This is a genomic window from Photobacterium kishitanii, from assembly GCF_003026355.1.
Taxonomy (GTDB): Bacteria; Pseudomonadota; Gammaproteobacteria; order Enterobacterales; family Vibrionaceae; genus Photobacterium; species Photobacterium kishitanii.
Window position 1 is genome coordinate 38,047 of record NZ_PYON01000002.1, and the last position, 25,028, is coordinate 63,074.

Sequence of the window (25,028 nt, forward strand, 5' to 3'; positions counted from 1 at the left end):
AACCTCTAGTGAAGTGAAGAAGATAAAGAATAATAGCGAGCAACAACATTACGTAAATGCTGCTGGGCCAACTTTCGACTGGATAAATGGTACCGCTCAACCATAACTAACCAAGATTGTTTCTGTAAAATTTTCGCAATCGCAAAACCTAAATCATCATCCCAATGACAATCATCTCGCAATAGAAGCTGTGACAACCAACTTTCAAGGCTTGCAACCACGACATCGTAACCAAGTCCACCATCAATAAATATTTCTAATTGATGATTGATTTGTGAATGCGATAAACCATAATTTAGCGGTTGTTGAACATTATCAGAATATAATTTAAAGAATAATTGACTATCTAATTGGTTAAATTGTTCAACACGCTGACAAGAAAAAGAAGCGCCAAATAAAGATTGAGCATCATCAAACCATGACTGAGCAGCCATTGATAGTGGCTTAACGCACAACAATGAATGATGACCACTCGCAACATCTTTAGTAATACCTAATCTTAGGGGGCGCAATAAACAATGAGACCAAAAATCAACTAACTCGCTAACAGCACCAAAACTTGTACCAATATAATCAATATTCTCATCCATCGCCTGTTGCAACACGGTATTAATTAATTGCGTACCAATCCCCTGCTGTTGAAAGCCATCCGCGACTGCAATACGCAATATACGATAACAATGTTGTTCTGCTGCAATCGCATAACCTAAATGTGCCGCCAACGATTGTGCCAGCAAATGCCCTTGTGGACGACGCTTGCCCTGCATCACTAACTGGGCTAATTGTTTGTCAAACCCGCCCTCTTTCGATACCACACAGCAACCAATAATTACCTCGGATTGTGAAGCAATAAGCAGCCTTAAATTAGGATCATCCAGGAGTTGCTGAATATCATTAGGAGAGGTTTGGTAATGAGCATTAATTAATAAACCAAAAAGTTGATTCAGCAATACTTCATTATGAGCGAGTTCTGCCGCCGGCAACACCGAATAACTCATCGATTCAGTAGCTGTTGTGGTTTCTATATCAATAAGATTTGGCGCTTGGGCAGCAAGTAATAATGCTTTAAAAACCCAAGCCTCTAGTGGATCACCTTTCGCCCATCTTATTGGCTGCTCCAAATGATAACTTCGCCATTGGGGCATGCACTCTGTTAATCGTTGTTTAAATTTAATCTCAAATCCACGCCCTGTACCTTCATAACCATGAATAGTGGTCGCAAAAACTAATCGGTTATGGCATCCAAGTAGCGCAGTTAAAATCGATGCGGGGATAGCGGCAGCTTCATCTACGATAATAAAATCAAAATTATGAGCTTCATTCACAATCCTATCGGCAGCTATAAATTCAACTCGACTCGCTCCTAAATGCAATTGATGACGATGAGGATGATCGGTTGCTGGTAATCGTAACTTAGCATGTTTAAACACCGTCTCAGCACAGGCAAATGAAGGCGCAGTAACCGCAACTTTAATCGTTCGAGTTTGTAATAATTCTGCCGCCGCAATACCTAACGCTGCTGATTTTCCACGGCCACGATCAGCTGATAAAACTAATGGTCGTTTACGGTGCCCTGTCATCACTTTAATAATCGCATCTACGGCTTCAGACTGGCCATCAGTTAAACAACTACGCTGAGTGTTTATATCAATAAATGTAGGCGGCAAAATTACCTGTTGGAACGACGTCATTAAAGAAGGCTGCTGCTGTGGTTGCGACTGCTGAATGAGCACCACTTCAGGGTTAACAAATAATCGACCTAAACGTTGATAAAACGGCGTAGCTGCATCGCTTAAACGCCATGTAGGCGGTGCTATAATTACTAATATACCGCCGCCTCTAATCGTGCCAGAAAGTGCACCTAGCGTATCAGCATTGATCCCACCTAAACCATTAATAACCACCATATCAAACTCTTGTCCAAGCCATTGCTTTGACTGTTTAAACGATGATGATGTAAATGATACAGGTGCATTATCACCACTCCATAACCGCTGTGGAAAGTGTTTACCAACAATAACAGCTGTTGTGGCTGCCCATTCTAAACTACCTTCTAATACCACTAATTGGCGGCAAAAATGCTGCGATAGCTGCTGCTGAAGTTGAGCAAAAAAAGTATCTAACGGCACCGACATAAATAGATCCAAAAATAAATGACAAATAAATCATAACACAGCCACAACAGGCATAAAAAAACCACGCATAATAGCGTGGTTTTTATTAAGTAAAATAAACCGTTATTTTAGATAATCATCTAAATAGGCCAACACATCATTAATTTGACGATCACTCATCTTTTTTAATTTAAGCTGTAACTTATCACCATCACGAGTATAAGAAACTTTTCCTTTAATTAAATCTTGTGATGTTGGCTTTTCTACTACAGCTTTAGGATGTAATTGCTCGCCTAATTGCTCTAGTTTTCCAGTCACTTCACGAGTAATACGACTAATACCCTGCGCATTAATTGTTTTCCATAATGACGCATTATCACCACTTAAATCAGCAATCATGTGCTGTTGTTGCTCATGATTTAAACCAAAGAAAATACGATGAAGTTTCACAATTGTTGGACGACCAAGTTCACCAACACTTGGATAAGCCATCAACAATTCCATAGGTAAACTAGCTGCTTTTAATGCACCACTTACTAATGCTTCGCTGCATTGTAAATATTTAGCGAGCTCTTTTTGATCTGCAACTTTACCCGAGTCGAGCAACGACTGCATTTCTTTACCACGTTCAAACAGTGATAACGGTTTATGGGCGTTAGCGACATCAGATAGAAACTTAGCATGTTCAGTATTGATGCCTTTAGCGACATAAATTAAAAAATCTTTGTGAGCAATAATACAAGACATGCGACGGCGACTACCGTCTAATACTTCAATACGACCATCATCAAGCCAACGACCCACTGCTGGATATTGTTGGCCACGATCTTTTAATGTCACCAAAATATCCGCTAAAGCATGCTCATTTAAGAAGGCTTGTTCACGGGCATTTTCAGCAAAAACGATAGTTTGAGTACTGACATCATCTGCCTTTACTTTTACTAATTCAAAAGCAACAGTATCTTCACCCGCAACAGCTAATTCAATAACTGCAGCTTTATCACGAGCTGCTGTTTGTGCTTCTGTAACGTTAGTAGCGCGGCGTTTATCTGCTTTGCCAAACAAACGTGCGTTAAGATCTGTAGTTTTAATTGCCATCTGTCAATTACTCCTCATTCAAGTTTGCCCAGTGGCTGTGCATAACACGTTCTAATTCAAGACCAACCCGCTGAATAGCTTCTTGAGCGGTTGAAAGGGTCTTTTTTCCCCCTTCAAATTCAGCAGCAGTAAGATCAAAAACAGTACTATAAGTATCAGCACATGTCTCAAAAGCACGGCTTCGTGGCACTGTTGCCATCATTACTTGCTCACGTAACAAGTAATTCATTTCCGTTAATACAGAAACTTGCTTTTTATTATCATCTTCAAACATAGTCGGCATTAGACGAATAAATTCTAATCCATGCCAATCTTCTGGAAACATCTCATAAACAGTAGGTAAATGCTGAAAAAAGTTAACCGTTGATGCCCAGTCTAAACGTTTTGCAGCACATGGAATAATCAGAGCATTAGATGCATACATTGCATTCCATACTAAAGGATCGATATGAGGACCAGTATCAATCATAATGATATCAAACTCATCAGCGATAGGATCGATCACTTTCTCTTTAAGCAAACGGACAATATCAAGATCTTGATTTACGGCTAAATCCTGCCAAGCGTCAGCATTGAACATGGCATCTTCAGGGAAAGCTGCAATCGTTTTAAGGTTTGGATATTGAGTTGGCATTACCACATTATCCATCACAAAATGCTTATCCGTTAATACACCCTCAGGGACATTATCTAACATAACATCGACAGCAGAATAAATCGTTTCTTGCTTACCAATACTGATCAAAGGGTTGAGAAATAAACGTAATGATCCTTGAGGATCGAGGTCAATAAGGCAAATTCGGTAGCGCTTATCTAAATCTAACGCTAAACAAGCAGCAATATGTACTGCTGTCATTGATTTTCCAGTCCCCCCTTTTTGATTCTGAACATTCACCACCCATGGTTTACGCCCAGCACCTTCACGTTCATAAAAGGCCGGTTTTTTTGCAGCAGCCATCAATTGATGCGCTTCTTCAAGGGTTATTGAATAATGGTTAGCTTTATTTTTAGTAAATTGATGACCCGTTGCTTCCATCCGTGAAATTGCATCATCCAATTTTCGACGAGTTAAACCTGAACGTGTCTCCATTAGCGCTTTTGACATTGGCGGAAAAACCTCGTCACGACGCTCTTCTAAGACAATTTCAATACGATCAGCTTGTACTTGTTTGGTTTGCTCTGCAATATTGAGCAAATTTTGTATCGTCTGTTCCCTATTCATTATTACTCTACGCCATGATGATTGACTGACTATATTGTACAATAAATATCACTGTAAACAATAAAAAGCTGAACAAAAACATGTGATACTAATCTCAACTAAAAAACATACTGTAATGCAAAAAGCATTAAATTTAATGCTTTTTAGACTTAATTTAACTTTAATATCTAACTTAATCCCCCAAGAAAAACCATTTCATAAAAATGTTACAGCGTCACAAGTTTACATTGTAAATCTTACTTCGGTCTTTCTTAAGCGGAACAATGAAAAAATAGGGATAGTTTACGGTCAATGCTATTTCAATCTTAAAATCATCTTTTATGCTAATAATATAATAATGCTAATGAAATTAGCCAATTTCATTAGCAAATCAGTCTAAAATTGAAAATAAAGGCTAATTATCTAAAAAACAAGCTGAAATTAAACATCCCGTTATCAAAAAAATTGCTCGCTACTTGATCATTGTTCCATGGGAAATTCGAATAAAATGAAACGATGATCAAGCGACAAAAAGCATTAAAATAAGGCTGTAAACCACGTATTTTCAACCTATTAATAACGGAAAAATGATCAAGAGTAACAACGATGATCAGTTAGTCACTTTAAACGCTACGGAAGCATGTAAAATAATAGTGGAACTACGGAGAATGCTGATTCAATAAGGGCTGTGAGAATATAAAGATAAGATTAAAGTAGCTAAAACAAAGCGAAATTTAAGCATTTGGTTAGATTGAAATACACATTTTCCCTGATGATCATTGATCCCACAACGGATAGATGACATTTAGCCCTCTTTTTACGTTGAATGTCATTTCAATTAGCTGTTAAATCAACTTCAAATAGACACTAAAGAGAAGACTCAGGGATGAAATATCAATTTGAAACTTGAAAACGCGTAATCATGATCATCTTTCCAGTACAAGAAAGAGTAGAATCGGCATAGAAGGTGGCCCTTTTCGCTAAAAATACACACTTTACGATCATGGCTGTGGATAACATTGTGGAAAAGATGAGAGTGAATGATGATCATGCTTTCATTATTATTATGATCATGTTTTCAGGTTACTAATGATCATCTTTCCATCGCTATTATGATCATGCTTTCAGGCTCTATATGATCATGTTTCTGGATTTACATTGATCATCGTTCCAATAGCACTAAAAATAATACATAATATAAACAAATGGTTACGATAATATTTTCCACCTGATCATTAGATCATAATATCAATAAGATCAGATTTAATCATAAAGATCAGTTTTAAAATCTTTAAATAAAAAACTTTCTTTCTTGATCTTTTTCTATTAATCTTTACGGAAAGATGATGCTTCTACGGCCAATGACAAATGAACTCCGCTCGAAATACTAAAAAAACCCCGATTGATAAGATATTGATCGAAGCACCAAGATCACACAAAGATGGTCATTTATTTGTGATCCCAGCAAATCTGGTTGACTGGTTACCTCAGTACCAACATTTTAAAGGTGTGACCAAAAGTATTATTGAGCTGTTAAATATTATTTCATTACGTGGCCTATCAACCCAAGATGGTATGGTTTCAACAACCGAACTGATTGAAGCTACCGAAGGCCAATTAACTCGAGCGGCAATTCAACAACGTTTACGAGCTGCGGTGACTGTTGGTTTATTTAGCCAACAGCCCGTACGATTTGAAGAAGGTCTTGCTGGTAAAACAATGTTGCATCATTTTATTAATCCAGCCTTGCTGATTTCTCAACTTGGTACCGGTAGTTTACTCTCAGAACAATTTAAGCAACGTGAAAAGCAAAAGCGTTCTAAAGCGTTAGCACAAAATCATGTTAATCGTCGTTTACTGACTGAATATGGCTTAGGCACTCCTCCCTCTATGCCTGATGAAGCTGATCAAATTGTGGTATCACCAACCAGTTGGGCAGGTATCATTGATCAGGCGTTAGCACCACCACGCACTAAAAAAAGCTATCAAAAAGCAATGGTTGCGATCAGTGGAACGAAAGCGATCATTGAAACACGATCTTCAAAATCGATCATGACAGTTGATGATCTTATGACGTTGTTTGCGTTGTTTACGTTAACAGTACAATACCATGATCATCATCTTGCTGATTATGAAATTCAACTACGATCAATGGCGAATAAAACCCCTGTATATATTACTGATATTTTGGCATTACGTGGCAAAAAAGACAGTGGCCCAGCGCGTGATTCTATTCGTGAAAGTATCGATCGTATTGAATTTACTGATTTTCAATTGCATGAATTAACAGGCCGCTGGCTTAGTGAAAATATGCCTGAAGGTTTTAAAAGTGATCGGTTTCGATTTATAGCACGTACAATCACGGCATCGGAAGAAGCACCTCAAGAAGGTGAAGATGGTGAAATTCGAATTAAACCTAATCTTTACATTTTAGTTTGGGAACCGTCATTTTTTGATGAATTATTAACGCGCGATTATTTTTTCTTATTTCCACCAGAGATCTTACGTCAACATACATTAGTGTTTCAGTTATACACATTTTTTAGAAGTCGAATGTCTCGTCGTGTGGTCGATTCAATGCTTTTAAGTGAGCTAAATCAAAAGCTTGCGAGGAATATTGAGTGGCGCCGTTTCTCTTCAGATATTATTCGAGAACTGAAGAAATTAGCGGAAGGAAAAGCAACCGAGACAATGTTTGCCGTGAATTTATGGGGATATCATTTAACGATATCTGCTGACGATATTGATAAACGTTATACTGATTATCGTGTTGATATTCGGTCTGACGCCGAAGAGGTTATTCGCTATTCTCGAGCGAAAACAACCAACGAAGGCAAACGTAACATGGCACCAACAATGCCAAATCCATTACGTAATGAAATTATGCCGAAACAAGCGCTGGATCAATTATCAGCAATTATTGATGGCGAATTTGAACCGATTCAGCGTAAAGAGTCTCGTCCTCGTGGTCGTTTAGGACGTCGAATTAAGTTACGTAAACATTTAGTTGAAATTAACGCAGATGAATTAACCATCGTTTTATCTAAATATACCTCTTCTGAAGCGCTACAACGTAGTATAACAGCGTTATCGGCAATGACTGGTCATCCCGCCACTACAATTACAGAAGAGTGTCAGGGATATTTAGAGAAGCTTGATTGGCTTCATGTTGCGGGTGAGCGAGTGAGTTATGAAACGTTAAGTAAAACGGTTGAATTGTATAATAGCCGTCAAGATGAGCGTCATTTGTCGATTGAGCGCTTAATTTCAGGATTAGCTGTTCGTCGCAAGATATGTAAGCTGGTTCATGAGGGCCATATTACCGAGCAAGTATTAACCGCATTAGACGATGTCGCTAAAGGTATTTAACGAAGAATCATTGTGGAGTACAGAGAAAGAGAGTGCTTCTAGGTGCTCTTTTTGTTTTAATAAACAGTAAATAGAATTAACACGTAATGCCGAATGTGTAGTACGTGATATTAAGTATTATTGTTAGCGGAGTTAGACGATGTTGTTCAGTAAGAAGGATTTTAGCAGTGTTTTATTTTGTATTATTATTAGTACGCCAGCTGCTAATGCCTATGCTGCTGAAGCAGATCGTCCCGTAATTGATCGTCCTAAAATTGGGGTAGTGCTTAGCGGTGGTGGAGCGAAAGGTGCTGCCCATATTGGGGTGCTTGAGGTTTTAGAAGAAAACCGTATTCCTGTAGATATCGTGACGGGTACCAGTATGGGAGCCTATGTTGGTGGTATGTATGCCATGGGGCTCTCAGCTAAAGAAGTAAAACAACGTACTTTTGATATAAATTGGAATACGGGTTATATCGATCGAGCAAGTCGTAATGACTTATCTTTGCGACGAAAAAAACAAAATGATACTTATCAGCTTCATACCGATTTAGGCTTAGATATTGATGGTGAATTTAAATCTCGTCCAGGCGCTTTTCAAGGACAGGGGCTAGCCGTACTTTTACGTCAACTTACTGATAATTTACCGGCATTAAAAACGTTTGATCGACTCGCTATTCCTTATCGTAGTGTTGCCACTGATATAACCAAAGTAACACCTGTTGTGATTGGTTCTGGTCATTTAGCGACGGCAATGCAAGCATCTATGACCGTACCTGGTGCGTTAAAACCCGTCCATTTAGATAATAAATTATTGGTCGATGGTGGGGTGGTTAACAATATGCCTGTTGATGTCGCTAAGCAGCTTGGTGCTAATGTGATTATCGCCGTTGATCTTCGTGATAGTTTAATGCCCAAAAAAGATTTAGACAGTGCATTAAATATTGTGTCGCAGTTAACAACCTTTATGACCAATGCCAGTGCTGATTATCAAAAAAGCTTAATGAAACCTAGCGATGTTTATTTACAGCCTAATGTTTCTTTTATGACTGCGGCTGATTTTGATAAATTAGAACAAGCTTATCAAGCCGGACGCAAAGTGGCTCTAGCGTCATTACCTCGTTTATTACGCTATCAATTATCACCGTCAGCATATGCTGAATATAATAAACAAAAAAATCTTCGTCGAGTACGTTTATCTGCACATGACTCTTATTTTATTGATGATATTAAAATTGTAAATAATACTAATCTTCCAGATAAAACGCTATTAGCGCAATTAGAGTTAAAAACTGGAAAAGTTATTACTAATAAAGAGTTAGAGCAAGCTGTTAAGCGTTTACAAAGTGAAGATATCTATGGTCGAATTAATTATTCAATAAAACAAAAAGATAATAAAAACATTCTTATTATGGATATTAATGAGAAATCATGGGGGCCTGGGTATTTAAACTTTACGCTCGCATTTGAAGATGATTTTGAGAGTCGTTCTGATTTTTCTTTTGGTGCTCAATATATCTATACCGATCTTACCGATAAAGGTGGAGAGTGGTTACTTGAGTGGAAATTAGGTAGCTGGAAAAATATAGCTACCGAGTTTTATTTCCCTATAGATTATCAGCAACACTTTTTTACCGCATTTGGTGCTGAAACAAGTAATGAAATTCGTCGGTTTGATAACTCCAGTTATTATAATCTTAACGAAAAAGAATTAAAAAATATTGATGCAAAATATAATCAAACCTATGCTTATGTTGAAATGGGCTGGAATATTAAACCTTGGGCAGCATTAACGTTAGGTTATAAAGGACAAACGGGTAGCATTACCGTTACTTCAATAGATCGTAAAGAAAATTATGATACCTATGGGCCATATCTAAATCTGACTTACGATGATTTGGACAGTTTTTTCTTTCCATCTCATGGTTCTTATTTTAATAGCGAAATTGGATACAGTAATACACTCCGTCGGCCAGATACTGGTAAGCATGAGTATGGTGATACGTTATATTATGATGTATCGATGATAAAACCATTTACATATGATAGACATACACTAGTCGCCTCAATAAAAACTGCCGGTTCAGATGCCGATGATTTATTGCCTATTTATGCACAAGATCTTGGTGGATTATTTAATCTATCAGGTTATCATCGCTATGAATTAAATGGGCGTTATAGTGCTTTAACTAGCTTAGTTTATCGTTACCGAGTGATTGATAATAATTTTGGTGCGATTAAATTACCCGTTTATGTTGGTGGTTCGCTTGAAAAAGGTGGTGTATGGGATCGTACATCAGCGATGAGTTGGAATAGTGCAATTACTGCGGGCAGTGTATATGTTGCCGTAGATTCTATTTTAGGACCTGTTTATTTAAGTTATGGCCAAACATCTACTGGTGAAAGTTCATTTTATCTTTCATTAGGTGGAACATTATAAAGACTAATAAACGAGATCTTAAGTATAACCATATTATATGGTATGTATAATTTTATCTAATACTTTACATATTATTGACAATTCACCACTGCTTTTGTTGATAATCGTTCTTGATATAACCTTTTGCTTTTATTTGTATGTTTTCTATTTGTAAGGATACGAATGGATTAACAACCAAGCAGTTAAAAGTATTATATGATTTTTTTCGAGCCTTTTTAGGCTCGATTTTTTTTATGATTATTTTAATGTAATCATAAAAATACCGCTGACAGTGATCCACAATATGATATTGGCAATAATAAAAGCATCAACTGCCCAATAAGCTGTTTGTATTAGGCTTTCCTTATTTTTAAGAGACGGGAGTAATCAATAGCAATATGATAACTATTGATGGTAATAATCAGTGATTTCAAGGTGATGAACAAGCTACAAGCTGCTGTTAAATAAAAATAAATGCTAGATATGTTCGAATGAGATCTGCATTATTTATTGGGTAGGAGCTGGGCTTATTTTTATAAGACGAAATAATATTCTTTATAATAAGACTAATTGATAATTTACGGTCTCTATAATTTTATCTTGTGTCAGGTGGGCTGACATTATAAGAAAAAATTAGAGAAGGACGTATTATGAAAAGGCTGCATTATTGGATCTTGCTGTGTTTATTGCTATCGATTATTGGTTGTAATGATAGCAGCTCTAAAGTTGATGCAGTGACGGTTGATTTTTCACCTAAATTTAGTGCATTTCAGATATTAAATGATAGTAATGAAGCAACAGCTAAGAATGTACAAGCTCCGATATTAGTTGCTGGTAAGTTGACGGTGACTAATCTAGATGAAAACACCACAGAAACCTTTGATTGGAAAGCGTATTTAAATTTAGACAGTTTTGAAATATCATCGGCAACCACGTTAGGGCTAGCACCTGCTAATTATCATTTTGTGCTTAATTTACAGCATAATGAACAAACCTATTATGGTGAGCTTACCACTGAAGTGACCGGTGACAAGGCACTGGTGGATATGGCAATAAGCCCAGTGCTAGGTAATATAGATACTCAAATATCCGTTAATCCTGAGATGGCAAAGCTATTTTTTAATATGGATGCGGCTCAATTAAATTTATTAGCATTAAATAATCCGATGGTTGGGATTGAGATTGATAATGCTGCCGAGATGAAATTCTTGATTAATCCGGCAACATCACGGTCTGATTTATATTTTAATATTGCGTTTGGTAATTATAATTTAGGGGTTAATTTTTATGATGATAATAAACATATAGGTAAACTTGCTCTTTCTAATTCACCACTGATTATTGACGCAACGACGACGAATATTCATTATGATATTGTGCCGTTAATGGCGGTTGCAGTGTTTGATTTTAACTCGCAGGGTGATACCACCAACTTAACAATCGAAATTCCTTCTAATATTATCAACCATGTTAATGATATAAATAACTTACGTACTCAACTTAAAGTGATTAATCCTGATAGCATGATTGTATTTGATAATGCAATTACGTTTAGTCCTCCAACAACGACTAATAGCGCTTATCAAGCAACCATTCCGCTTAATTTAAGCTTTGCTGATGCAAATAGTGAAGCATTATATTTAACCCTCAAATTTTTCGATGATAGTAGCCAGACGGTGAATGCAGATGCGTTTGCAAGTTGTACTTCCGATAACTTTGTTTTAGCCAAGCAAGATAAAACATTAGGGTGCCAAGTAACGTTTAATGACTCTGAAGTTGATGTGATCACGGCTTTAAATGCTCAATTTGTAGTGAATGTTTATGATGTTAATGGTAATCCCATTAAGGGCGCTGAAGTTTATTTAGATGATGCATTAACACCCATAGGTATTACGGGGGAGGATACCTTTACCAGTGAAGGTGCTTTAGTGTTTAAAACCAGTGTTGGTGCGCATGATATTAAAGCCAAAGCGATAGGATTCATGGTTCAAAAGGCAGTAACGGCTGCACCATTAAGTATTAATAATGTCGATTTATATCTATCAGAACGTCAAGACACGACAGATCATCTTGAAACCGCTAATTATGATATGCGAATAGCCTCAACGGCAAACGTTAATATTACGCCTACAACAACTCAGATAAATGCGCAGGCTGTATTAAGTCAGCGATTACCAACCCTGGATGTGGATTTCGATAAAAAAACCGGTGTGGCGCGGGTTATTTATAATAAAACTGGCTATCTAACCGAAGCGGATCCAGCGAAGCCTGTTGCAACGGTAGTGATGGATTTTCTTGAGCAGCAGCGTGATCTTTTAAGATTATCTTCAACAGACTTAGCTAATGTTAGTCAACAAGTACGTCAAACTGAGGTAACGGGAGCGCAGCGTTATTATTTTCAACAACAGCATCATGGACGCGATATTTTCAATGCTCTACTACAGGTGAATGTTAATCGAGATGGACGTATTTTAAGTGTTAATAATGGTTTTTCACCCGCGGTTGATCAAGTTGTAACAAGTAAAGTTGCTCCAACGATCTCGATTCAGCAAGCGATCATTAATGGCGCGAAGGAGGTAGGGATCAATCTTATCCACCAGCCAACGATCGACAGTGAAGATCTTAGCCGCGATGATCAAAAATCGACCGTCCGTGCGACGACGGCATCGAAAGAATTAATTGAAGCAAAATTAGTATATTTTCCAATAAAAGGCGATCAGTTACGTTTAGCATGGAGTTTTGTTTTATTTACCCACGATCAACGTCATGTTTATCAAATGTTGGTGGATGCTCAAAATGGCGATGTATTAGCTTTCTTTGATCAAGTTGACAGTGATAGCTATGAAGTATTTCCCGTTCCGATTGAATCACCAAGCCATGCTACTCCCGTTAACACGCGTCAAACAATAACTAATCCGGCAGTAAGCCCTGGCTCACCGTGGAAGTGGCATGATACTAATGCCAGTATTGGTGCTGAATATACCATTATGCGAGGGAATAATGTTCATGCTTATAACGATTCAGATAACAGTGGTTCACCCTCAGTAACAGAACCTGATTGTGGTGCTGGATTAAATTGTTTATTTCCATTGGATTTAAGTTTAGCGCCAGCAGATAGCAGCTATGCAGCGACAGCTAATTTATTCTATTGGAATAATATTATTCACGATATTACCTATATGTATGGTTTTGATCAGGCCTCAGGAAACTTCCAAGTTAATCAATATGGTGGTGCAGGGCTTGGTGGCGATGATGTTCGCGCAGAATCACAAGATGGCGGTGGCTATAACAATGCTAACTTTTATACTCCAGCAGACGGTAGTCGACCACGAATGCAAATGTATTTATGGAATCTTACTACCCCTGAGCGTGATGGTGATTATGATGGCGCCATTATTGTTCATGAATATGCCCATGGTATTTCTAATCGCTTAATTGGTGGCGCAAGTAATGTTAACTGCTTGAATAATTATCAACGTCCTTCTGAAGGGATCAGTGATTTATACGCATTAATGTTAACGCATCAAGCCGGTGCAGCAGGGACAGATCCACGTGGTATCGGGACTTATGTATTAGGTCAGCCTGTTACTGGTGCTGGTATTCGTCCACAGCAATACAGTACTGATCCTGCCATAAACGATTACACCTATGAAAGTATTACCTCTGGCATGTCAGTACCGCATGGTATTGGCTCTGTTTGGACTCAGGCTGGCTGGGAAGTTTATTGGGCACTGATTGCTGCTCATGGTTTTGACAGCGATTTTTATAACTCAGCGGGTGGTAGTGGTAATCAACGTGCGTTGTTGTATTTCACCGAAGGGTTGAAAAATACTATTTGTTCGCCAAGCTTTATCGATGCTCGAGATGGGGTAATTCAAGCCGCGATTGATAATTATTCTGGTGAAGATGTGTGTTTGGTATGGCAAGCGTTTGCTGATTTTGGATTAGGCGTCGATGCGATATCTGTTAGTAATAACAGCTTAAATGTGACGGATGGGTTTGCTATTCCAACCGCTTGTGATAATACCGCTGATGTATGGGTTGAAGATACCCATTATGACTATACTGGTACCTTACCGGATACTGGCAATGAGCCTGATGCCAATATGTTCGGCTTGAGTATGTGGCGTAGTAAAGCGATTTGGAACCGTACTACTGTCGGCAGTACGGGTGGCCATCAAAACCCAGAATATGGTCAACCGAACGAGATCCACGTTAATGTTAAAAATCGTGGTGCAGCAACAGCCTTTAATACGACGGTTGAAGTGTATTGGGCGCATGCCGCAACAGGATTATCATGGCCTGCAGATTGGAACTTATTAGGCACTGATACCATCGGTAGTTTAGCTGTTGGGGCTGATGCAGAGGCAACTGTCGGCTGGACGCCATCGGGTACGGGCCATTATTGTTTAATTGCACGATTAGTTAATCCTCAAGATCCAATGACGAATCCTGAAACCACTAACATTAATTACAATACTCGTTACAACAATAATATCGCTTGGCGAAATATGAATGTGGTTGATTTATTAACGAGCTTAACGGAAGAAGTTAGCTTTATTGCCCGTAGTATTGCCAAAGATAACAGTCCAATCATTCTTCAGATTGGTACTGCTGAGCAACAACGGTTTTTACAACAAGGCGGACAACTACAGCTCAATTTAGTTAACTTTACAGGGCAAGATGAATGGCAAACGATCACTCAATTACCGCATATTATTCGTAATTTAAATACAGCGACAACTACCACCAGCCAAGGTAAAAATGAAGGAGTAGTTAAATTACTGTTTAAAGCGGGTCCTATGGCCGTTACCGATAATATCCGTGGTTTTTATCATCTCGATGTGATGCAACTGGATGATAATGCGAATCAGGCTAATGGTGGTATTGCGTATGAGATTGTGACTCGAACACAGCTTACTGATAGCGATAACGATACTATTCCTGATGTGCAAGATACCGATGACGACAATGATCAGCAACTAGATACTGTTGATAATTTCCCACTTGATGCATTACGTCAGTAATTAACTGCTGGTCTAAAACAAGAAAACCCCTCCGTTGCTTTGTTATGGCAACGGAGGGGGTTTCTTTTTAGGTGTGGTTGTAAGGGTTATAAACCAATTTGGTCTTCAATAATGGCAATGATTGCTTCAGGAGACTCAGCTTGGCGTAAACTGTCACGGAAACTTTCATGGATGAGTTTACGAGCAAGGCCTGCAAAGATACGCATGTGTTGATCACCTTGGTCTTTATTTAGCGTTAACATGATAACGAAATCGACATCGCCAGAGTCAGACATCCAATCAATAGGTTTATCAAGATGGGCAATACTGATACTAGAATGACGAATGTGTTCAGATTTAGTATGTGGAATTGCAAACCCATGTCCTAAACCGGTTGAGAATACCGCTTCACGCACCCACACATCATCTTCAAGCTTATACACATCATCAGTACGGCCTTGAATACCTAAGTTACCGACTAATGCCTGGATTACTTCTTCTTTATTAGCAAAGTCTGCTGCTTTAAACACACATTGCTGAACTAAGATCGGCTTTAATTGTGCTTGAGCGTGACGTTGTTCAAGTAAGGCTTCAACGTCTTCAATCGTGGCGCACTCACATGCCTGTGCAAATAACGTTTGGCTATCAGTGAAGTTGATTTCAGTTAAATGCGCTTTAGTGGCAGCGATCTTCGGGGCACTCATACTTATTTCATCAAGACCTGCGCCAACCAATAATGGTAGTACTTTACTGTCTGCGCCAAGTTCGCCACATAAACCAACCCATTTACCGTGAGCATGGGCAGTAGTAACCACTTGCTTCAATAGCCGTAGGAAAGCGGGCGCTAAGCTGTTATACAGTTTTGAAACACTGGCGTTATCACGATCAACCGCTAATAGATATTGGGTCATATCATTGGAGCCAATACTGAAGAAATCAACTTCCTGACAGAATAAATCGACAATAAACGCTACAGATGGTACTTCAACCATGATGCCTAATTGAATCTCGGTATCAAAGGCAATGTTTTGTTCGGTCAGTTGTTGTTTTACTAATTGTAATTGTTGCTTAACCCAGCGGATTTCCTCAATGCTTTGAATCATTGGGATCATGATTTTTGCTTTGCCATGAACAGATGCACGCAAAATAGCCGTTAGTTGGGTATGAAATAGCGCTAAGAACTGTGGGTAAATACGCACAGCACGGTAACCAAGGAACGGATTATTTTCATGAGGTAGGGCAAGGTAATCAATTGGCTTATCGCCACCAATATCCATGGTACGAATGATCACAGATTTACCATTGGCTGCGGTTAACACTTCACGGTAATGATTAAACTGCTCTTCTTCATCGGGTGCTTGGTGGCGATCCATAAATAGCATTTCAGTGCGGAATAAGCCAATTCCCTCAGCACCTTGAGCGAAAGCATTAGTAGCTTCGACTGAGCAAGCGATATTAGCCGCCACTTCGATTGTATGACCATCGGCGGTAGTTGCTTGCTGGTGGGCATACTGACTTTGCTGTTGTTGAAGGGTATTGGCGAGTGTGATTGCGCGGTTGAAGTAACCACTAACTTCGATGCTAGGCTCGATAGCCAATACACCTAATTGCGCATCAAGATAAACATTATGATTCAGTGCTGTTGTACATTCTTTTAGTTCAATACCAGATAAGGTTGGAATATTAAATGCGCGCGCTAAAATTACCGTATGTGAGGTGCTGCCAGCGTGGGTTAATACCAAACCTTGTAATAATGCTTTATCAAGCCCTAAAAATTGACTCGGAGTTAGATCGTTAGCAATAACGATACTTGGTTGCTGTAGTGAGAAAGCCGTTTGGTTATCGAGTACGTTAGGGTAAGCGGCTGTTAATAATTGCAGTGAGACATCTTTGATATCCAGTACGCGCTCACGTAAGTAACTGCTTGCTGACTGTTCTAGTTGCTGACACAGTTTTTCCATGACCGCTAAAATAGCATTCGCAGTTGAATGGTTGGCTAGCAGTGCCGTCACACCATCAATAAAACTTGAATCATTAATAATGGCTAAGTGAGCACTGGTGATTTCTTGTTCGTGGTGTGAGCCGTTAGCGATAGTCTGATTTAAGTTAGTGCTTACTTGTAGACGTGCTTGTTCAAAGCGCAGCGCTTCATTGTCATCGTGCGCTGCTGTGGTAAATTGTTGTGGATCAATTTGGCTCATGGCAACTAACACGCCACAACCAATGCCAGGAGCAAGTCGTTTACCCGTGATCAAATGTGGCTGGTGGCGAAGTAATGATTGCGGCAATACAATTTCACTATCATCAGCTAATGTTTCAAGTGCTTCATCGCAATGAGGGAACTGCTGTTCAATATAGCTTTGTAATGTTTGACAAGCTTGCTCACTGTCAATGCCTTCAAAGTTCAAGGTACAGTTATCATTTAATAAAGTATCTGTACCGACTAACGCTAATACACTTTTCGCATCACCTGAATTATTAGTTCGGTGGTTAGTTAAGGTAATTTGACAAGCAAACTGACGGCACTGCTGCTCTAAATGATTCGCTGGACGAGCGTGAATACCATTAGGTAATACACATTGAAACTGAAATTGATGAGTCATAAATAAAACGCCTTAATTTATTTAATGTTAGTGGTGAGTTAACAACAGTTGCTGACATTGAGAAAAAATGCGTCGTGGATGCTGTAATGCATCTTGAATAGAAACTTCTAGACAGCGATGCTTTTTAAAACGATCACTTTGCTCGACATTAATATCGGCGGCGAGGATGACAATATCAGCACGCTCAACATCCTGGTCGGTGAGGCGGTTTTCAATTCCCATTGCTCCTTGGGTTTCGACTTTGATTGTGATCCCGAGTTTTTTCGCTGTCTCGATGAGCTTGTCGGCTGCCATATAAGTGTGTGCAATCCCTGTTGGACATGCGGTAATCGCGACAACTCTCATGTGTCTCTCCTGTTGTTAAATAATGTAGTGCTAGTTCGATGGCATGAATATAAGTATTTATGAGATTGCAAGATAGAAGATAAACGACGCTTTTATAGGACATTTGTAACCGTAATAACCAATCGTGATAGGGATCTCATTGCTTTATAGACTGGTATTAGAATAACGAACTAGCATTTTTGTGCGTTTTTGATGTTAGCTTTATCTGGGACTGATTGGGTATTAAATGGGTTGCTATATAAGAGTGTGGACTCAATGGCTAAAATAATGACAAGTAAAAATGAGCAGGAAAGAAAAATGCAGCATGAGCGGGGGACTACATGCTGCGAAAGGTCATTTCAAGGGGATGAGAATGACAATATTTATATATTTAAGCTGTACATTAATTATTAATGATTTTAAAAATATAAAAACTGGATAAATATCGCTTTAATAGCACTATTCTATCCAATCATTATTTATCTGATATAACGTAATACTACACAAATAATAGCTGAAGATTTTATTGATATATAAATAAAATAACAAACTGTGATATTGAGCCAAAATATCGTTATATAACAATGAGAGTCCACTCACAGCTATTTACGGTTGTTACAAATATGCAGTGAATGCGTAATTTATCCTATATCACCACGAAACTTTATTCTTAATAATGCTTGCCAATAACGATACCGAATATCATTTAAAGATAACGATAAAATTAAATTTGTGGTCATGAATGAGAATTTCGACCGTGAATATATATTAAATAAATTACAAAAGGATTTGAAATGAAATTCAAACGTACGCTACTTGCAATGGCCGTTATCGCTGGCACATTTGGCTTAACTGGATGTGATGACGAAACGAATAATATTGACGTGAATGTTACTAATCCTAATGGTAATAGCGGTGATACCTTACCACCGGTTGATGAAGGTGATAAACCGGTTTGCCCACCAACAGGCGATGAAGACTGTGATGATAAACCAAGTACAGAAAAACCGGTGATTGATATGGGTGTCCATGTTCCCGTTGAGTTATCGGGTATGGACGTAACGCGCTATGTTAATCCATTTATCGGTACTGGTAATTTAGGTAATACTTATCCAGGCGCAACTACACCTAATGGTATGGTGCAATTATCACCTAATAACGGTTCTAACGGCTGGGAATATATTTCTGGTTACTATTATCATGATGCACGTACCAGTGGTTTTTCTCATACTCATCTTTCAGGGGCGGGTGCCGGTGATTTAAATGATATTTTGGTCATGCCAATTAACTCCCGTTCTGATTTTATGATCAACGAAGGCTCTGCGACCCTGAATTTAGAAGCATCACATTTTAAACATAAAGATGAACAAGCGACTGCAGGTTACTACAAAGTCGATCTGCTTGATTATGATATTACCGCTGAGCTAACAGCTTCAGATCGCGTCGGTGTTCATCGTTACACTTTCCCACGTGATCAAAAATCAGAAATTATTGTTAATACTGGCTTTAAGCTTAACTGGGATTACACTTCAGACTCGTTTATTCGTTGGGATAAAGAAAATAACCGTTTGATTGGTCATCGCTTATCTGATGGTTGGGCTGCATCTCAAAAAGAATATTTTGTGATGGAGTTTGATCAACCGATCAAAAATGTCCGTTTTGCTTATTACGATAAAGAAACCAAGCAATATGTTAATGCGCCAGCCGATTTTACTGAAATAGGCTCAATTGAAGGCTCTCAAACCTATGATATCGTTAATGATCGTGATCTGTTTGGTAAGTATCAATATGCGCGTGCTTATGTTGAATTTGATACCGAAAAACAAGAACTAACGGTTGAAGCAAAATTAGCCCTATCAAGCACAGCGATTGGTAACGACGGCACGAATAAAGCACCATTAAGCGGTGCATTCTTAAACTTAACTGAAGTTGCTGATAAAGACTTTGATGCTGTTCGTGCTGATGCCATTAAAGAGTGGGAAGATCTGCTCGGTAAGGTGAAAGTTGAAGGTGATGAAGCCTATAAACAAACATTTTATACCGCGATGTATCATGCTTTCCTTGGTCAAACCACCCACTCAGATCTTGATGGTAAATATTACCGCGCCTTCCAAGGCCGTAATGCTTATCCAAATGGCCGTCCAGCTTGGGGCCAAGAAGCGCCATTAGTCGATGATATTCGTTTAGCTGATGCTAACAATGACGGTAAGGCTGACTTTACTCGCTATGACACTTTCTCTCTATGGGATACATACCGTAACGTGCAACCACTAGCCTCTATCCTTACCCCGAATGCGTTAGCTGATGTTGTGCTGTCGATGTTGTCGTATGCAGAAGAAGAATTTACCCCGTTAAATGCTCAACATGAAGCAGGTCAACCACGTAAAGGCCGTTTACCTGAATGGACGTTTAAAGGTAACGAAACTGGGATGATGATGGGTATGCACTCAACCCCTGTTATTTATGATGTGCTGGCGAAAGGGATTCTTGATGCGCGGATGACTGAACTTGGCTTTAGTCAATTAGAGCAAGATGACATTAAAGCGCGCTTAATTACTGCGATGGTGACGGATGCGCGTAGTGGGTCTGCTGTCTCGTGGATCAAAGAGTACGAGCAAAATGGTTGGGTACCTGCACAGTTACATGATGTAGAGGCTGATGCGTATGGTAAGCACTCACCTTTTAAAGACTCATGGACAGCATCATACTCACTTGAATATTCAATGAATGATTGGATGATTGCTAAATCGATTGCGTTAGTGTTTGGTGAAGATGATCCGCGTTACACTGAATTTGCTGATCGTTCTAATAACTGGCAGGCACAGTTTGATTTCGGTGGTGAGCCTAATACACCGTGGAAAGGTTGGTTTAAAGCGCGTGATTATGATGGCCAATTTATTGATAAAAACTGGACCGATCCAGTCACGGGTGGTACGGCAGGTAAAAACTGGCGCCCTGATATGTTTAACTGGGCGTTCTCAGAGTCAAATGGTTGGCAGTATTTTTTTAGCGTGCAACACGATATGCATGGTTTAAAAGATCTCATGACCCAAGCAGATCGTAAGTTTAATCCAGACGCTAAAGATGGGGCATTATTTGCCGCTCGTTTAGATGAATATTGGTCAACTTACCCTGATCGTAATGCGGGTGACAACCAATTCCCAGTATTTAACACCGGTAACGTTGGTCAGCACGTTCAAGGTAATGAACCTGATTTACACGTTCCTTATTTGTATAACTACGCCGGTCAACCATGGAAGACCCAAGCCGCGATTGTGGCATCAACGAACGTTTGTTATGACAACACTGCCGATGGTATTTGTGGTAATGATGACTTTGGTACACTTTCATCATGGTTTGTTTTCCGTGCCCTCGGTTTCTATCCAGTAAACGCAGGCAGTATCTATGAGATTGGCACGCCAATGTTTGAAACAGCCTCGATTGATGTGGGTAATGGGCAGTCGTTTAACGTAACAGCTAAAAATGTTAGCCGTGAAAATATTTTTATTCAGAATGCGACTTTCAATGGTAAAGCGTTTAACCGTACGTATCTAACCCATGATGAGATTATGTATGGTGGCGATCTGGTATTCACTATGGGTGATACTCCGAATAAACTTTGGGGAGCCGCAGTAGATTTAACTCCGCCAGATACAGGTATTGGTCAATTCTTACATGCTGACTCGCTACCTGCAGGGGCGCGTTAATTAAGTAACCTTGTTTGAATTATAATCATCGATATAAATCCCACGATAATAATCGTGGGATTTTTTATTTAAAGGTAAAAATATTATTAGTGATCGTTATCATGGCTAAATAATAAACTGTGATATCGAGTCAAAATATAGTTATAGAGCAATGAGAGTTTACTCACAGCTATTTATTGCGGTTACAAAGATGCTGTGAATGCGTAATTTATCCTATATCACCTTATTTTTTTATTCTTAATAATACAGCCAATAACGCAGTGATATTTATTATTAGCGATTAGGACTGATAATAAATTACATCAAGCGCATTTCTTTGGTTGTTTTAATAAATATTGTCATCGTTCTGGTAAGGGATGGATGCCACTAAATATAGGGATGGATATACGATGTTTAAACTGTCAATAGTTGCTGCTGCAATCGCACTCTCGATAGGTCTTAGTGGGTGTAATCATGATAATGGATCAGGATCGTCTACCAATAAAGATGATCATCAGCCAACATTGGCGGTATTAAAATATGTTGATCCTTTGATTGGCACTGATGGTTTAGGCAACGTTAATCCAAGCCCTGTTACTCCTGAAGGTATGATTCAGCCAAGCCCTGATAATTGGAATCCTAATAACTGGGGCGGTAAAGGCTCACCTTCGGATTATCATCATTATTTAAATCAATTGTCGGGTTTTAGTACGACGCATATTTCTGGTGCGGGTAAAGGTGATCTCAATGATTTCGCTTTTCTACCCTATACTGGCTTTCATTCGACAGCAGTGACGATGGATAAGCAGACTGAGATCTCAAAAGTTGGCTATTACGCGGTTGATCTGATTGAAACCAAAGTAAAAGCTGAATTAACTGCCACTGATCGGGTTGCTTTTCAGCGGTATAGTTTCCCAGAGGGTACTGATCGTAAAGTAAAAATTGATTTACAACATGAACTGTTAGAGCAGTATGGTAACCATTCACGCAGTATCTACTATAAAAAAGTCGCTGATAATGCGATTGCAGGAGCCCGTACCAGTAATGAATGGGGTCAGTGGCAAACGGTGTATTTCTATGCTGAATTTTCAGAACCGTTCAGTGGCCATATGGCTTATGTTGATGGTAAACAAACAGCAGTGACGGAAGTTGGCCTAGCTGATTATCAAGGTTATGGCGATAAGCGTGATCGTGTTCGTGATGTAGTGACCCATTTAAACTTTGGCGAGGGTAAGCAACCGATCACCGTTAAAATTGCTATCTCTGGCACTGGTATTGATGGTGCAATGGCGAACCTAAATGCTGACACTAATGGCTATGATTTTGATGATGTGGTCGCAGATAATCAGCAGCAATGGGCTGATGTGCTCAATAAATTTACCATTAAAGGTGGCACTGAAGCAGATAAAACCATGTTCTACACGTCACTCTACCGTACTTATATTGCCCCATTTGTATATCAAGATGTTGATGGTAAATACCGTGGTATGGATGGCAAGGTACATCAAGCTGAAGCGGGGTTTACTAACTATTCGGTGTATTCAATGTGGGATACTTTCCGCGCTGCGCACCCACTTAAAACCATTATTGATAAAGATCGCGCTATTGAATATGCCTATGATTTAATGAATAAATTTAAAACAGGTGGGGTATTACCGAAGTGGGAATTACATTCTGACTACACCGGTGAAATGGTTGGCTATCCGGCGGTATCAGTCATTGCCGATGTAATGGTTAAATATCCAGAGGCATTTACTCAGCAAGATTTTGAATTAGCACTTAAAGCAGCCGATGTGTCAGCGAACTTTGATCTTACTATTACGCAAGATTGGGTACCTTATAAAGATGCTTGGAATGGTGATAAACGCTTTACGGTCATGACCCGTCATGGTGAATATGCTGAGCAGCATGGTTATGTACCTGCCGATGCTAAAAAACAGCCGCAAGATGGTGGCGTTGCCCAAGATAAATATGATGAGTTAGTCAATGAATCGGTGTCATACGGTTTAGAAAATGCGTATTACGATTGGTGTATTGCTCAAATCGCTAAGTTAGCTGGTAATGAAGCGCAATATGACCGTTATATGGCGCGCTCACAAGCTTATAAGCCTTACTTTGATCTTGATAAAGCTGAGTATGGTAAATATGGTGCGACTGGATTTATGCGCCCTAAAAATTATGATGGTTCATGGGTAAATAACTATCCATCATGTGCTATTGATAGCCAAGGTGATCCAATTACGCCGTTACCAGTAGACTGTGATATTAGTGATGCCACATCGTTTGATATTTTCTGGCCTTATCGCGCCGAGCACCGTGGTCAAGATTTTACGGAAGGTAATACTTGGCAATGGAGCTGGTTTGCACCGCATGATATTGATGGTTTAAAACAGACCATGGGTGGTGAAGCGAGCTTCTTGCAGAACTTAGATGCATTATTTACTGCCAACGATAAAGCTGATACCTCACAAGGGGATATGACAGGTTATATTGGTCAGTTCATTATGGGGAATGAGCCTGATCATCACGTGCCATACCTATATAACTGGACCGCAGAGCCATGGAAAACTCAAGAGTATGTCGATCAGGCAATGAAACAATTTTTCCATCCCACCAAAGCGGGTTTAATTGGCAATGAAGATGTCGGTCAAATGTCAGCTTGGTACATTATGGGGGCGTTAGGTTTCTATCAAGTAAACCCAGGTGCGCCAATCTATACCATTGGGCGGCCATTATTTGATGAAGTGAAATTTGATGTTGCTGGTGGTCAATTTACGATCACCGCTGAAAATAATAGTCCTGATAACTTGTATGTTGAGTCGGTGACAATTAATGGCAAGCCTCTTAATACTCACTTAACGTTTGCACATGATGAAATACGCGCTGGTGGCGAACTGCATTTCGTGATGACTCATAAAAAGCCAAGCAAAAACTAATTTTATTACAAAAAGGTATTAAACTTTCGTGATAATGGTTAAATAAAAGATAGTTATAATATTATTAGTTGTTGATTATAAATGATAAAAATCCGAGTTTGTGTAACTAGATTCGGATTTTTTTAATTTGAAGCAGTAATTATGAGGTCAAAGCCACAAAATAAAACAACAACTATTGTTTAAGCTAATGTTTGATAATAAATTTATTGTGCTACGAAAATCTTATGCCTCGTTAAGTTGATTCTGAACAATCAGCTTACGAGGCAGTCCTTCCTTGATTATCATTCTGATTT

The 25,028-nt window shown here is 39.0% G+C and carries 10 protein-coding genes; 5 read left to right on the forward strand and 5 right to left on the reverse strand.

Going from position 1 to position 25,028, the window contains the following annotated elements:
- Positions 1–5 precede the first annotated feature (5 nt).
- From C0W29_RS02405 to C0W29_RS02415, 3 genes are all read right to left on the reverse strand, one after another.
- Positions 6–2,135, reverse strand: coding sequence for a tRNA(Met) cytidine acetyltransferase TmcA (locus C0W29_RS02405; RefSeq protein WP_045045323.1), 2,130 nt, complete (start codon positions 2,133–2,135; stop codon positions 6–8).
- A gap of 102 nt (positions 2,136–2,237) precedes the next feature.
- The gene (locus C0W29_RS02410; protein WP_045044016.1) at positions 2,238–3,212 is read right to left on the reverse strand and encodes a ParB/RepB/Spo0J family partition protein; all 975 of its coding nucleotides are present in this window, start codon (positions 3,210–3,212) and stop codon (positions 2,238–2,240) included.
- 7 nt (positions 3,213–3,219) lie between these two features.
- Positions 3,220–4,434 carry an AAA family ATPase gene (locus tag C0W29_RS02415; protein WP_036791751.1) on the reverse strand — a complete coding sequence of 405 codons (1,215 nt, stop codon included), beginning with the start codon at positions 4,432–4,434 and terminating at the stop codon, positions 3,220–3,222.
- A 1,347-nt stretch (positions 4,435–5,781) separates the two neighbouring features.
- Here C0W29_RS02415 and C0W29_RS02425 point away from each other — a divergent pair.
- From C0W29_RS02425 to C0W29_RS02435, 3 genes are all read left to right on the forward strand, one after another.
- Positions 5,782–7,782, forward strand: coding sequence for a replication initiator protein RctB domain-containing protein (locus C0W29_RS02425; protein ID WP_045045325.1), 2,001 nt, complete (start codon positions 5,782–5,784; stop codon positions 7,780–7,782).
- Between the two features lie 139 nt (positions 7,783–7,921).
- Entirely contained in the window at positions 7,922–10,201 is a 2,280-nt protein-coding gene (locus C0W29_RS02430) for a patatin-like phospholipase family protein (RefSeq protein WP_045044019.1), read from the forward strand.
- A 629-nt stretch (positions 10,202–10,830) separates the two neighbouring features.
- Positions 10,831–15,207, forward strand: coding sequence for a M36 family metallopeptidase (locus tag C0W29_RS02435; protein ID WP_045045326.1), 4,377 nt, complete (start codon positions 10,831–10,833; stop codon positions 15,205–15,207).
- Positions 15,208–15,293: 86 nt separating this feature from the next.
- Here C0W29_RS02435 and ptsP read toward each other — a convergent pair whose 3' ends face one another.
- Positions 15,294–17,789 (reverse strand): phosphoenolpyruvate--protein phosphotransferase, encoded by a 2,496-nt coding sequence (ptsP, locus tag C0W29_RS02440; protein ID WP_045045327.1) that lies wholly within the window; start codon positions 17,787–17,789, stop codon positions 15,294–15,296.
- A 27-nt stretch (positions 17,790–17,816) separates the two neighbouring features.
- Complete coding sequence (locus tag C0W29_RS02445; protein WP_036791768.1) at positions 17,817–18,134, reverse strand: PTS fructose transporter subunit IIB; 318 nt, start codon at positions 18,132–18,134, stop codon at positions 17,817–17,819.
- Positions 18,135–18,907: 773 nt separating this feature from the next.
- Here C0W29_RS02445 and C0W29_RS02455 point away from each other — a divergent pair.
- Together C0W29_RS02455 and C0W29_RS02460 are read left to right on the forward strand one after the other, a co-directional pair.
- Entirely contained in the window at positions 18,908–21,820 is a 2,913-nt protein-coding gene (locus tag C0W29_RS02455; protein ID WP_045045329.1) for a GH92 family glycosyl hydrolase, read from the forward strand.
- A 389-nt stretch (positions 21,821–22,209) separates the two neighbouring features.
- The gene (locus C0W29_RS02460) at positions 22,210–24,735 is read left to right on the forward strand and encodes a GH92 family glycosyl hydrolase (RefSeq protein ID WP_045045330.1); all 2,526 of its coding nucleotides are present in this window, start codon (positions 22,210–22,212) and stop codon (positions 24,733–24,735) included.
- Positions 24,736–25,028 lie beyond the last annotated feature (293 nt).

Excerpts from the sequence above, each read along its gene's own strand:
- C0W29_RS02405 (WP_045045323.1), bottom strand. The coding sequence starts at position 2,135 with ATGTCGGTGCCGTTAGATACTTTTTTTGCTCAACTTCAGCAGCAGCTA.
- C0W29_RS02410 (WP_045044016.1), bottom strand. The coding sequence starts at position 3,212 with ATGGCAATTAAAACTACAGATCTTAACGCACGTTTGTTTGGCAAAGCA.
- C0W29_RS02415 (WP_036791751.1), bottom strand. The coding sequence starts at position 4,434 with ATGAATAGGGAACAGACGATACAAAATTTGCTCAATATTGCAGAGCAA.
- C0W29_RS02425 (WP_045045325.1), top strand. The coding sequence starts at position 5,782 with ATGAACTCCGCTCGAAATACTAAAAAAACCCCGATTGATAAGATATTG.
- C0W29_RS02430 (WP_045044019.1), top strand. The coding sequence starts at position 7,922 with ATGTTGTTCAGTAAGAAGGATTTTAGCAGTGTTTTATTTTGTATTATT.
- C0W29_RS02435 (WP_045045326.1), top strand. The coding sequence starts at position 10,831 with ATGAAAAGGCTGCATTATTGGATCTTGCTGTGTTTATTGCTATCGATT.
- ptsP (WP_045045327.1), bottom strand. The coding sequence starts at position 17,789 with ATGACTCATCAATTTCAGTTTCAATGTGTATTACCTAATGGTATTCAC.
- C0W29_RS02445 (WP_036791768.1), bottom strand. The coding sequence starts at position 18,134 with ATGAGAGTTGTCGCGATTACCGCATGTCCAACAGGGATTGCACACACT.
- C0W29_RS02455 (WP_045045329.1), top strand. The coding sequence starts at position 18,908 with ATGAAATTCAAACGTACGCTACTTGCAATGGCCGTTATCGCTGGCACA.
- C0W29_RS02460 (WP_045045330.1), top strand. The coding sequence starts at position 22,210 with ATGTTTAAACTGTCAATAGTTGCTGCTGCAATCGCACTCTCGATAGGT.